Source organism: Demequina sp., from assembly GCF_024642165.1.
Lineage (GTDB): Bacteria > Actinomycetota > Actinomycetes > Actinomycetales > Demequinaceae > Demequina.
Window position 1 is genome coordinate 1 of the sequence record NZ_JAHEBP010000060.1, and the last position, 11502, is coordinate 11502.

Consider the following 11502-nt stretch of genomic DNA (forward strand, 5'->3'; position numbering starts at 1 on the left):
GCCGCGGCCCCACCCGCGCGCCTGCTCGACCTCAGCGCGGGCCCGAGCGAGCTGGGGCTCGGTGCGGGCGAGCACCACGGTGCCGCCCTTCGCGGCGCGAGCGTCGATGCCCTCGGCGGCCGCGGCCCGGATCACCTCGTCGATCGACGCGCGCATGGCGGCGTGCTGACGCAGCGCGGCCTCGCGCCCCGCGTCGGCGGCGAGCGTTGGGAGCGAGCTCGGGAACAGCGCGGACGCCCAGCCGCCGTTGCGACCTGAGGCCCCGAAGCCCGCGATCTCGCTCTCGACCATCGCGATCCGGAGGTCCGGGCGCGCGCCGGACAGGTAGTACGCGGTCCACAGCCCCGTGAAGCCGGCACCGACGATCGCGACGTCGACATCGCGGCCTCCGGCGAGCGGCGTGCGGGGCCCGAGATCCTCGCCGCAGGTGTCCAGCCAGAACGACACATCGGAATACGCGGTCACGGCGCCAGTGTGGCGCGCGGGCGCGGCCGGGCCGCTCACGGCGACCCGGATTCGTTTCCCCCTTGTTAAGTTTGCGCGACATTCCGTACAGAACGTCCGGGGGGCCGCGACAATCAATTGTGCTGGGCCCGCATTCGGTGCCACTATCGGCTCACCCGCTGTCATTCATCCGCCCGGGAGCTCCCGGAGTGAAGGAGGTCGACGTGTCTGAGGCCACGCCGCCGGAGGAAGTCAAGAAGAAGGGCATCTCGCGCCGAGGATTCGTCATCGGAGGCGCGGCCGGTGCGGCCGGCATCGCGGCGATCTACCTGCTCGGGAAGGGCGGTGGAGGAGGCGGCACCGCAGGGTGCATCACCACCGACCTCTCGGACACGGAGGCGACGCTCGCGGTCTCAAACTGGCCCGAGTACATCGACGAGGACGACGGCGACTACATCTCGACCCTCACCCAGTTCCAGCAGGACTCCGGGCTCAAGGTGACGTACACGCCCGACGTCAACGACAACATCGAGTTCTTCTCGAAGGTGCGCAACCAGCTGGGCTCCTGCCAGCCCACGGGCCGCGACCTCTTCGTGCTCACGGACTGGATGGCCGCACGCATGATCGACGCCGGCTGGATCCAGCAGCTCGACAAGGCCAACGTTCCCAACCTGGACAAGAACCTCATCTCCTCGCTGCAGGGCGTGGGCTGGGACCCCAACCGCGAGTATTCGGCGCCGTGGCAGTCGGGCTTCTCCGGCATCGCCTACAACAAGTCGCTCGTGGGCGAGGTCGGCAGCGTCAGCGAGCTGCTCACCCGTGCCGACCTCAAGGGCAAGGTCACGATGCTCACCGAGATGCGCGACACCATGGGTTTGCTGCTGCTCGCCGACGGTGCGAACCCGGCCGACTTCACGGACGACCAGTGGGGCACCGCGATCGAGAAGCTGTCGAAGGCCCGCGCGGACGGTCAGATCCGCGCCTTCACCGGCAACGAGTACATCAACGACCTCGCGGCCGGCAACATCGCGGCGTGCGTCGCGTGGTCCGGAGACGTCGCCGCGGCGGAGGACGAGAACCTGGTGTTCCTCCCGCCGGAGGAGGGCATGATGATCTGGTCGGACAACATGCTGGTGCCGGTCCAGGGCAACCACAAGGCGAACGCCGAGAAGTGGATCAACAACTACTACGACCCCGCGGTCGCCGCCAAGCTGGCCGCGTACGTCTGGTACGTCTGCCCCGTCGAGGGAGCTCAGGCGGAAATGGAGAAGATCGATCCTTCGCTGGTCGACAACCCGCTGATCTTCCCCACCGCCGACTACCTTGCCCAGACCCACTCCTTCATGGCGCTCGACGAGGCGAAGGCCTCGTCGTACGAGAAGGACTTCGCGGATGTCACTGGCTGATGGTGCGCGTGGGGACCTCCGCATGGCGGGGCTCCACAAGCGCTACCCGAACGGCTTCGTAGCCGTCGAGTCGCTGGATCTGGTGATCCCGCAGGGTTCCTTCTTTGCGCTGCTCGGCCCCTCCGGGTGCGGCAAGACCACCACCCTGCGGATGGTCGCCGGGCTCGAGGATGCCACCAAGGGCACGATCCACATCGGCGACCAGGACATCACGCACGCGCGGCCGTACAAGCGGCCCGTCAACACGGTGTTCCAGAACTATGCGCTCTTCCCGCATCTCACCATCGCGGAGAACGTCGAGTTCGGCCCCAAGCGCCGCGGTGTCAAGGACCCCAAGCAGGAGGTCAAGGACATCCTGGCGCTCACCGAGCTGACGGAGCAGGCGGCCAAGAAGCCGGCGCAGCTGTCCGGCGGTCAGCAGCAGCGCGTGGCGCTCGCCCGGGCGCTGATCAACCGTCCCGAGGTGCTGCTGCTCGATGAGCCCCTGGGCGCGCTCGACCTCAAGTTGCGCCGAGCCATGCAGGTCGAGCTCAAGCGCATCCAGGAGGAGGTGGGCCTCACGTTCGTCCACGTCACCCACGACCAGGAGGAGGCCATGACGATGGCCGACACCGTGGCCGTCATGAACGCGGGCGTCATCGAGCAGCTCGGCTCGCCGTACGAGCTCTACACCAACCCTCGCACCACGTTCGTGGCGAACTTCCTGGGCCGCTCCAACCTCATCAAGGGCACGGTCCTGGGCCGCGAGGGCTCGGGTGCCGACGAGGTGGTCAAGGTCGACATGTTCGGCACCGTGGTGTCCATCAATGCCAGCCGCGTGCACACGGACTCGAAGGAGGGGTGGATCGGCATCCGCCCCGAGAAGGTGCTGATCCAGCCCGAGGGCACGGCCATCGACGCTCCCGGCGACCACTTCTCCGGGGCCGTGGTGGTGAGCTCGAGCTACATCGGCGTCTCTACCGAGTACGTGCTGCGGATGCCGTGGGGCCAGGAGCTGATGTGCTTCGAGCAGAACACCGGCCGGCGCGGGGGCCTGCTCCAGGTGGGCGCCACCGTCGACGTCTCCTGGCGCCCCGACTTCGCGTTCCTGCTCGACTCGTCGCAGGACGCCGAGGCCGGGCTCGAGGAGGAGTGACGTGACCGCGCTCCAGCGGGCGTTCACCGGCAGGTCCGCGTACCTCCTGATCGCGCCGGCGGCGCTGTGGCTGGGGCTGTTCTTCCTGTTCCCGATGCTGTCGCTGCTGACCACGTCGCTGTCCGACCCCTCCGGGTCCCCGGTGTACGGCTACGAACTCACCTGGCGCCTGCAGAACTACGGCGAGGCGCTCGCGGACTATTGGCCGTACATGGTGCGATCGCTCTTCTACGCGGGCATCGCCACGGCGATCTGTCTGGTGCTCGGATTCATCATCGCGTACGCGATCGCGTTCAAGGCCGGCCGCTTCAAGACCATCATGCTGGTCCTCGTCATCGCGCCGTTCTTCACTTCCTTCCTGGTCCGCACGCTGTCCTGGAAGTTGATCCTTGCGGACAACGGCTGGGTGGTGGAGACGCTGAAGGCGCTCCACTTCATGCCCGATGACGGGCGCTTGCTCGCGACTCCGGTGGCCGTGGTCGCGGGGCTGACGTACAACTTCCTGCCCTTCATGATCCTGCCGCTGTACACCAGCCTCGAGAAGATCGATCCGAGGCTGAACGAGGCGGCGGCGGACCTGTACGCGAACCCGGCCCAACGGTTCGCCAAGGTGATCTGGCCGCTGGCCCTGCCCGGCGTGGTGGGCGGCACGCTGCTGACCTTCATTCCGGCCACCGGCGACTACATCAACGCCTCCCTTCTGGGCAGTCCGAACACCCAGATGGTCGGCAACAAGATCCAGGCGCTGTTCACCACCGCGGGCGACTATCCCCACGCGGCCGCGCTGTCGGTGATCCTCATGGTCCTCATCGTCGGCATGGTGCTGGTCTATGTGCGCCGGGCGGGAACGGAGGACCTGCTGTGATCAGCCGCATCGGCCGTTGGATCGGCAAGCACCTGATGCTCACGCTGGGCATCCTGGTCCTGCTCTACATGTACATCCCGAACTTCATCGTCGCGTTGATGTCCTTCAACGACGCGTCGCAGTCGCGCAACCTCTACCAGTTCCAATCCTTCACCTGGGACAACTGGCTGAATCCGTGCGACCCCCAGGGCATGTGCGAATCGCTCCGGGTGAGCATCAGCATCGGTCTGCTCGCGACGCTGGTCGCCACGATCATCGGCACCCTGGCCGCGTTCGCGCTGGTGCGCCATCGTTTCGAGGGCCGCTCCACGGCGAACCTGGTGATCTTCCTGCCGATGGCGACGCCGGAGATCGTGATGGGCTCCTCGCTGCTCGCGCTGTTCGTCGCCGCGGGCATGGGCGGCCAGCTCGGGTTCTGGACGGTGCTGATCGCGCACATCATGTTCTGCATCTCGTTCGTGGTGGTGACCGTGCGGTCCCGCCTGGCGGGCCTGGACTCGAACCTCGAGAAGGCCGCCATGGACCTCTACGCCAACGAGTGGCAGACGTTCTGGAAGATCACCTTCCCCCTGGTGTTCCCTGGCATCCTGGCGGCGGCGCTGCTGGCCTTCTCGCTGTCGTTCGACGACTTCATCATCACCAACCTCACCTCCGGCACCACGGTGACGTTCCCGATGTTCGTGTGGGGCTCGGCTCAGCGCGGGGTGCCCATGCAGGTCAACGTGATCGGAACCCTGATGTTCCTGATGGCACTCGCCATCGTGGTCGGCGGCGAGGTCGCGTCCCGCCGGCGCGCGCGAGGCAAGGCCGCGAAGCTCTAGACGCACGACGAGGGGGGACGATGCGCCGCATCGTCCCCCCTCGTCGTTCCCGCGGCCTACAGGAGCGCGTAGGCGCGGGTGATGACGTCGCGAAGGATCCGCTCCATCTCGTCGAACTCGGCCTGTCCCACGATGAGCGGGGGCGAGAGCTGGATCACCGGGTCGCCGCGGTCGTCGGCGCGGCAGTACAGGCCGGCCGCGAACAGCTCCTTGGACAGGAAGCCGTGCAGCACGCGCTCGCACTCGTCGTCGGTGAGCGTCTCCCGGGTGGCGCGGTCCTTGACCAGTTCGATCCCGTAGAAGAAGCCATCGCCGCGCACGTCGCCCACCATCGGCAGGTCGGTGAGCCGCTCCAGGGTGGCGCGGAAGGCGCCGGCGTTGTCGCGCACGTGGGCGAGCACGCCCTCGCTCTCGAAGATGTCGAGGTTCTTGAGCGCGACAGCGGCGGCCACCGGGTGGCCCGCGAACGTGTAGCCGTGCGCGAACATCTCGCCCTTCGCCAGGAACGGCTCCATGAGGCGATTCGACGCGATCATCGCGCCCATGGGCGCGTAGCCAGACGTGAGGCCCTTGGCGGACGTGATGATGTCCGGCTCGTAGCCGAATCGGGTGGACCCGAACATCTCGCCCAGGCGGCCGTACGCGCAGATGACCTCGTCGGAGACCAGCAGCACATCGTGGCGGTCGCAGATCTCGCGCACCCGCTGGAAGTATCCCGGCGGCGGCGGGAAGCAGCCGCCGGCGTTCTGGACGGGCTCGAGGAACACGGCCGCGACCGAGTCGGCGCCCTCGTTCAAGATGGCGACCTCGATCTGGTCCGCGGCCCAGCGCCCGAAGGCCTCCGGGTCCGAGCCGTCGAGGTAGCCGCCGGTGATCTCCGACGCGCGGTAGATGTTGGTGTTGGGCACGCGGAACGTCGACGGCACCAGCGGCTCGAACTGCTGCTTGAGCCCCGGCAGGCCCGTGATGGACAGGGCGCCGTGCGGCGTGCCGTGGTAGGCGACGTTGCGGCTGATGACCTTGTGCTTCATCGGCTTGCCGACCATCTTGAAGTAGTTCTTGGCAAGCTTCCACGCGGACTCGACGGCCTCGCCGCCGCCGCTGGTGAAGAACACGCGGTCGAGGTCCCCTGGCGCATGGTGGGCGAGGCGCTCGGCGAGCTCGATGGCGCGCGGGTGCGCGTAGGACCACAGCGGATGGAACGCGAGCTCCTTCGCCTGGGCCGCGCCGGCCTCGGCCAACTCCGTGCGTCCATGACCCAGCTGATTCACGAACAGCCCGGCGAGGCCGTCGAGGTAGCGGTTGCCGTCGGAGTCCCAGATGTACGCGCCCTCGCCGCGGACGATGATCGGCACGTCCTCGTCGGCGTATCGGCCGTGCTGCGTGAAGTGCATCCAGAGGTGGTCCTTGGCGGCCTGCTGCAGGCGTGCGTCATCCATGCCCTCCATGGTTTCCGACGCTTGCCTCACCCGCAAGGGACGGCTTGACGGGGAATCGCCTGGTGGGGAACGGTTCGTCCGGGCCGCGCGGCCCCCGGGAGCGTCTCGCGCTACGCCAGCGCGGCGATCGCCGCCCGCACCTGGGGAGCCAGATCCCCACGCGGTGCGACCTCGATGCGGTCCAGCCCCAGCCACTCCGCCATGACGCCCAGCTCCGCGCCGAGCGCCCGGGCCACCTCCGCATCGGCCCGCCGCCGCACACCCGGTGGCCGGCCCGGCTCCCGCCACGTCGCCTCCACCGCGAGCACGCCCTCCTTGCGAAGCGCCTTGAGGTCCACCCGCGCCTCGAATCGGTCTCCGAGGAGGAAGAGCAGGCAGTAGTAGCCGAACTCGCGCCGCTCGGCGGGCGTATAGATCTCGATGCGGTAGTCGACGCCGAACATCCGATGGAGGCGCGGCCGGTACCAGCACACCGGGTCGAACGGGCTCAGGAGGGCCGATGCGGTGGCTCGGCCGGGGTCCTCGGCGCCGGTGGCGAGCAGCGCCGGCTGCTTCCAGCCCTCCACGTCCACCCACGAGGCGAGACCGCGCTCGACCGCGGAGTCCGCCCAGGCGGCCGCGCCGGCCGACTCCCCCTGGCGATGGTCCTCCGCGCGGGCGGACCGGGGGAGCCGGAAGTGGTCGGCGAGGTCGGCGGGCGTGCCCACGCCCGTCGCCCGCAGCGCGTGGTCGAACAGCAGCTGATGCGCGGCCGGGGCCGGCACGCCCCACGAACCCTCGGGCGCCGGCGCGAGGCCCCAGGCGCGCATCGTCGCGTCGTAGGTGCGCGCGAAGTGCGGGCCGCGCGAGGCCGCCACCTCGCCCGTGAGGAACAGGTACTCGAGGGCGTCCTTGACGTGCGACGTGTCCCACCAGGTGCCGCGCGCGCCCTCGCGGGGCGCCAGGTGCTCGAGGCCACGCGCGGTCGATGGACCGGACCGTTCGACGGCCGCGCGTACCTGCGCGATGAGGCCGGGCCGCTCGCGCTCGAGCCTGGCGCGGGCCTTCCCCTGCCACGAGGCGTCCTCGGTCATGCGGTGGTGCATCGCCGGCAGCAGGTCCCGCGGCATCACCGAGGCCTCGTGTCCCCAGTGCTCGAAGGCCTCGCCCGACCCCCACAGCCAGCGGTCGAAGCGTGCGCGGTCGTACGGCCCGTGCCGCGAGTACAGCGGAAGGTGGTGCGCGCGCGCGAGCACGTTGACCGAGTCGAGCTGCAGCACTCCCTGCATCTCGAGGTAGTCGCGGAAGCGCGCGGGACCGGGGCGCGCCGCGGGCCGTCTGCGGGCCAGGGACTGCGCCGATAGGTGGATGCGGCGGGCCTCCGAGGCGCCGAGCGATGCGGTCACGGTCGCCACTCTAGGGGCGACATCGGACACCCTCGGAGCGGGGTCCGAGCCGATTTCCCATTTGCATCACGCGACGTGTACCCTGTTCCGGCTGGCCCCGATAGCTCAGTCGGCAGAGCGTTTCCATGGTAAGGAAAAGGTCCAGGGTTCGATTCCCTGTCGGGGCTCTCAGTCCGCCGCCTCTCACGGGCGACGGGCCGTGGCGGGGTAGCTCAGCTGGTTAGAGCGCACGACTCATAATCGTGAGGTCGCGGGTTCGAGCCCCGCCCTCGCTACGAAGCAGGCGATCCGCCTGCCCACACGCCTTCGCGGGCGTGTCACGACAAGGCTGGGAGAGAACCACCATGGCCAAGAACGACGTCCGTCCCAAGGTGACGCTGGCTTGCACCGAGTGCAAGGAGCGCAACTACATCACGCGCAAGAACCGTCGCAACACCCCCGACCGGGTGGAGCTCTCCAAGTTCTGCCGTCGGTGCGGCAAGCACACGTCGCACCGCGAGACGCGCTAGCAGCAGATTCACCACGAAGGCTCGCCACCCCAGCAGGGGAGGCGGGCCTTCGTGCGTGCCCGATAGGGTGGGAACGTGCCAGTGAACACTGATGCGGTCGGCCGCGCGTACGGCCCCCACGAGCCCTACGAGGTGACGCGGGTCAAGATCCGCGAATTCGCCGATGCGGTGGACGCCAGGTCCTTCGCCCACCTGAGCGAGGAGGCGGCGAGGGCCGAGGGCTACCCCGACGTGGTCGCCCCCACCACCTTCGCCGTGGTGATCGCGCAGCGCGCGGAGTTCCACGTGGTGGTGGACCCCGAGGTGGGAGTCGACTTCTCCAAGGTGGTCCACGCGGACGAGCGCTTCACCCACCACCGGCCCATCGTGGCGGGCGACCTGATCTCGAGCATCGTGCACATCGACTCGATCGCGCAGCGCGGCGGCATCTCGATGGTGACCACCCGCACGGAGCTGGTCGACGAGGACGGCGCGCCCGTGTCCACCGTGGTGAGCACCCTCGCGGTGCGCGAGGAGGCCTGATGACCGCCGAGAACCGTCCCGCGTTCGATGGCCTCGAGGTGGGCCAGGTGGTCGCCGAGCGTGACGTCGAACTCACCCGAGACACGCTGGTGCGCTACGCCGGGGCCTCGGGGGACTTCAACCCGATCCACTACAACGACGTGATCGCCGAGTCCGTGGGCCTCCCTGGCGTGATCGCGCACGGCATGCTCACCATGGGCACGGCCGCCTCGGTGGTCGAGGAGTGGGCCGGGCCCGGAAACGTGAGGGACCTGCAGGCGCGGTTCACGCGCCCGATCCCGGTGCCCAACCCCGGCGCCGCGCACGTGCAGTTCACCGCCAAAGTTGGCGCGCTCGACGCCGAGGCGCGGACCGCCCGCATCGACGTGACGGTGGAGTTCGACGGCCAGAAGGTGCTGGGCAAGGCCCAGGCGCTGGTTCCCTGCAGCTGATCGCTAGGACCGCACCCGTGCCGTGGTGGTGCCGATCCTGAGCTCCAGCGGCACCGTCACCGGCGCGGGCGTCTCGCCGCGCAGCAGCGCCGCCACCTCCGCGGCGAGCACGTGGCCCTTGGCCTCGGCGTCCTGAACCTGCGTGGTGATCTCGAGCGGCGCGATCCACGGGAGGTCGATCCCGTCGAAGCCGGTGATGGAGAGGTGCTGCGGCACCGGGATGCCGAGCTCGCGCGCCGCCAGGATCGCGCCGCCCGCGAGCAGATCCGACTGACACACGAGCGCCGTGGGCCGCGACTCGTCGGAGAGGGCCAGGTGCGCGGCCGCAACGCCCTCCGCCGCGGTCGAGGAGCGCGCCTCCACCACCACGCACGGGGCGATCCCCACGTCCGCGAACGCCTCGAGCCGCCGGTGCACGGGTGTCCACGCCGTCTGAGTCAGCGCCTCGTCGAGGCCGAGCACCCGGGTGTCGCCGTCGAGCCCGGCGGGCAGGGTGATGGTGCCGATGCGCTCGTGACCCAGGTCGAGGAGGTGTCGGATCAGCTCGGCGGTGGCCGTCCGGTCATCGATGCCCACCACGCCGGCGCCGGCCGGGGGCTCGCCCTCCATGACCACGGTGGGCAGCCCGCGCCGGCGCAGGATGTCGAGCGCGGGCTCGTCGTCGTGATCGCGCACGCGCAGCAGCACGGCCGCGTCCATCGAGGCCGTCGCGAGCAGGCTGCGCTCTCCGGGCTCGCCCGTGGGCGTGGGGATGAGCAGCACGCCCAGCCCCATCTGCCCCAGGTCGCCCACCAGGCTGTCCATGATGCGCAGCATCATCGGGTCGCGGAAGGACAGCTGCAGGCGCTCGTGGATCACCAGCCCCACCACCCCGGTGCGGCCGGAGCGCAACGCCTGCGCGTGCGGCGCCGGCCCGGAGTATTCGAGCTCCTCCGCGGCCCTCTCCACCTTGGCGCGCGTGTCCGCGGACAGCGGTCCGGCGCCGGAGTACGTCAGGGATACAGTGGACAGCGAGACGCCGGCCCTGGCGGCGACATCGGCCATCGTCGGTCGGCGTGTGCGCGTCACCCGGTTCTCCCTCGGCTCGGTTCGAGCGTCCTCGAATCGTTCTCAGGGTAGTGGCGCGCCCCGATAGCCTGAGCGCATGAATCTCGCGGACCTCACCACGCTGCGCGTCGGGGGACCGGCGCGCGAGGTCCACGAGGCGGGCTCCGAGGCGGAGCTCATCGACGCGGTGCGGTCTGCGGACGACGCGGGTATCCCCCTGCTGGTGGTGGGCGGCGGCTCCAACCTGCTGGTCTCGGACGCGGGCTTCGATGGCGTGGTGGTGCGCGATGGGCGCGAGGACGTGAGCCTGGTCAACGACGGCGCATGCGGCGGAGTCTCCATCACCGCGACCGCGGGCACGCGGTGGGATGCGTTGGTCGAGCAGGCGGTCGCGTCGAGGTGGGTGGGCTTCGAGGCGCTGTCCGGCATCCCGGGCTCCACCGGTGCCACGCCCATCCAGAACGTGGGGGCCTACGGCGCGGAGGTGGCCGACGTGGTCGCGCTCGTCCGCACGTGGGACCGCGCCGAGTCCGAGCTCCGCTCGCTGCCCCTGGTCAAGGCCGAGTTCGGCTACCGGGACTCGATGCTCAAGCGCTCCATGACGCACGGGCCGTGGGGTCCCACCCCGCGCTTCGTGGTGCTCGATGTCACCTTTCACACGCGCATGGCGAGCCTGTCCGCGCCGGTCCGCTATGCCCAGCTGGCCGCGGCGCTCGACGTGGAGCAGGGCGAGCGCGTGCCCATCACGGACGTGCGCGAGGCCGTGCTGGCGCTGCGCGCCTCCAAGGGCATGGTCCTCGATCCCGCGGACCACGACACCTGGAGCGCCGGCTCTTTCTTCACCAACCCGGTGATCCCGGACGATGCGGTGCCCGAGGGGGCGCCCAGGTTCCCGTCGGGACGGGACGGACTGGTCAAGACCTCGGCCGCATGGCTCATCGAGCACGCGGGCTTCGGCCGCGGCTTCGCCATCGCCCCGGGAGCGCCGGCGTCGCTGTCCACCAAGCACACGCTCGCGGTCACCAACCGTGGCGGCGCGACCGCGGCGGACCTGGTGGCGCTGGCCCGCGCGGTGCGGGACGGCGTACGGGACGCCTTCGGCATCGAGCTGGTGCCCGAGCCCGTCACCGTGGGCGTCACCATCTAGCCCCGGTCACACACGAGGACCCCGAGGGCGCGCGCCCCCGGGGTCCGTCGCATCGTCCCGTCAGCCGTCGGCCGCGATCGCCTGCAGGATGTCGAGCTTGGACGCCCGCCGCGCGGGCCAGACGGCGGCGAGCACGCCCGCCAGCGCCGCGCCCACGGTGTAGACGGCGAGCCACGCCCACGGCACCGCCACGCTGGAGAAGCCGAACTCCTGAAGCGCCAGCACCAGCGCCGCACCCAACGAGACGCCCAGGATCATGCCGAGGATGGTGCCGAAGATCGCCATCACCATGGACTCGACGGTGATCATGCGCCAGATCGACCGTCGCTTCACGCCCACCGCCCGCAGCAG

At 69.9% G+C, this 11502-nt stretch carries 13 protein-coding genes and 2 tRNA genes; 10 read left to right on the top strand and 5 right to left on the bottom strand.

Going from position 1 to position 11502, the window contains the following annotated elements; genetic code table 11:
• A partial coding sequence (locus Q0L54_RS06930) for an FAD-dependent oxidoreductase (RefSeq protein ID WP_296666486.1) occupies nucleotides 1–465 on the bottom strand: 465 nt, incomplete at its 3' end.
• A 203-nt stretch (nucleotides 466–668) separates the two neighbouring features.
• Between Q0L54_RS06930 and Q0L54_RS06935 the strand changes: the two genes are divergently transcribed.
• The 4 genes from Q0L54_RS06935 to Q0L54_RS06950 are packed head-to-tail and all read left to right on the top strand — an operon-like array spanning nucleotide 669 to nucleotide 4671.
• Entirely contained in the window at nucleotides 669–1850 is a 1182-nt protein-coding gene (locus tag Q0L54_RS06935) for a spermidine/putrescine ABC transporter substrate-binding protein (RefSeq protein ID WP_296666487.1), read from the top strand.
• Between the two features lie 22 nt (nucleotides 1851–1872).
• Entirely contained in the window at nucleotides 1873–2985 is a 1113-nt protein-coding gene (locus Q0L54_RS06940) for an ABC transporter ATP-binding protein (RefSeq protein WP_296666489.1), read from the top strand.
• Between the two features lies 1 nt (nucleotide 2986).
• Nucleotides 2987–3850: an ABC transporter permease gene (locus Q0L54_RS06945; RefSeq protein WP_296666490.1), complete on the top strand. Its 864-nt coding sequence runs from the start codon at nucleotides 2987–2989 to the stop codon at nucleotides 3848–3850.
• Nucleotides 3847–4671: an ABC transporter permease gene (locus Q0L54_RS06950; protein ID WP_296666491.1), complete on the top strand. Its 825-nt coding sequence runs from the start codon at nucleotides 3847–3849 to the stop codon at nucleotides 4669–4671. Before Q0L54_RS06945 ends, Q0L54_RS06950 begins: the two co-directional genes overlap by 4 nt.
• Before the next feature lie 56 nt (nucleotides 4672–4727).
• Here the strand turns inward: Q0L54_RS06950 and Q0L54_RS06955 are convergent, their stop codons facing one another.
• Nucleotides 4728–6110, bottom strand: a complete 1383-nt coding sequence (locus tag Q0L54_RS06955; RefSeq protein ID WP_296666492.1) for an aspartate aminotransferase family protein — start codon at nucleotides 6108–6110, stop codon at nucleotides 4728–4730.
• 110 nt (nucleotides 6111–6220) lie between these two features.
• Nucleotides 6221–7495: a crosslink repair DNA glycosylase YcaQ family protein gene (locus tag Q0L54_RS06960; RefSeq protein WP_296666493.1), complete on the bottom strand. Its 1275-nt coding sequence runs from the start codon at nucleotides 7493–7495 to the stop codon at nucleotides 6221–6223.
• A gap of 94 nt (nucleotides 7496–7589) precedes the next feature.
• On the opposite strand from Q0L54_RS06960, the gene Q0L54_RS06965 reads away from it, so the two are divergent.
• From Q0L54_RS06965 to Q0L54_RS06985, 5 genes are all read left to right on the top strand, one after another.
• A tRNA-Thr gene (locus Q0L54_RS06965) sits at nucleotides 7590–7662 on the top strand.
• A 34-nt stretch (nucleotides 7663–7696) separates the two neighbouring features.
• Nucleotides 7697–7770, top strand: a tRNA-Met gene (locus Q0L54_RS06970).
• Nucleotides 7771–7839: 69 nt separating this feature from the next.
• Complete coding sequence (rpmG, locus tag Q0L54_RS06975) at nucleotides 7840–8004, top strand: 50S ribosomal protein L33 (RefSeq protein ID WP_296666495.1); 165 nt, start codon at nucleotides 7840–7842, stop codon at nucleotides 8002–8004.
• 75 nt (nucleotides 8005–8079) lie between these two features.
• On the top strand, nucleotides 8080–8526 hold the full coding sequence (locus tag Q0L54_RS06980; RefSeq protein ID WP_296666496.1) for a MaoC family dehydratase N-terminal domain-containing protein: 447 nt from the start codon (nucleotides 8080–8082) through the stop codon (nucleotides 8524–8526).
• On the top strand, nucleotides 8526–8957 hold the full coding sequence (locus Q0L54_RS06985) for a MaoC family dehydratase (protein WP_296666498.1): 432 nt from the start codon (nucleotides 8526–8528) through the stop codon (nucleotides 8955–8957). The genes Q0L54_RS06980 and Q0L54_RS06985 overlap by 1 nt, the downstream gene beginning before the upstream one ends.
• 3 nt (nucleotides 8958–8960) lie before the next feature.
• Here the strand turns inward: Q0L54_RS06985 and Q0L54_RS06990 are convergent, their stop codons facing one another.
• Complete coding sequence (locus Q0L54_RS06990) at nucleotides 8961–10001, bottom strand: LacI family DNA-binding transcriptional regulator (protein ID WP_296666499.1); 1041 nt, start codon at nucleotides 9999–10001, stop codon at nucleotides 8961–8963.
• 100 nt (nucleotides 10002–10101) lie between these two features.
• On the opposite strand from Q0L54_RS06990, the gene Q0L54_RS06995 reads away from it, so the two are divergent.
• Nucleotides 10102–11151, top strand: coding sequence for a UDP-N-acetylmuramate dehydrogenase (locus tag Q0L54_RS06995; protein WP_296666501.1), 1050 nt, complete (start codon nucleotides 10102–10104; stop codon nucleotides 11149–11151).
• 60 nt (nucleotides 11152–11211) lie between these two features.
• On the opposite strand, the gene Q0L54_RS07000 is transcribed toward Q0L54_RS06995, so the two are convergent.
• Nucleotides 11212–11502: FtsX-like permease family protein (locus tag Q0L54_RS07000; RefSeq protein ID WP_296666502.1), on the bottom strand; the 291-nt coding region annotated here is incomplete at its 5' end.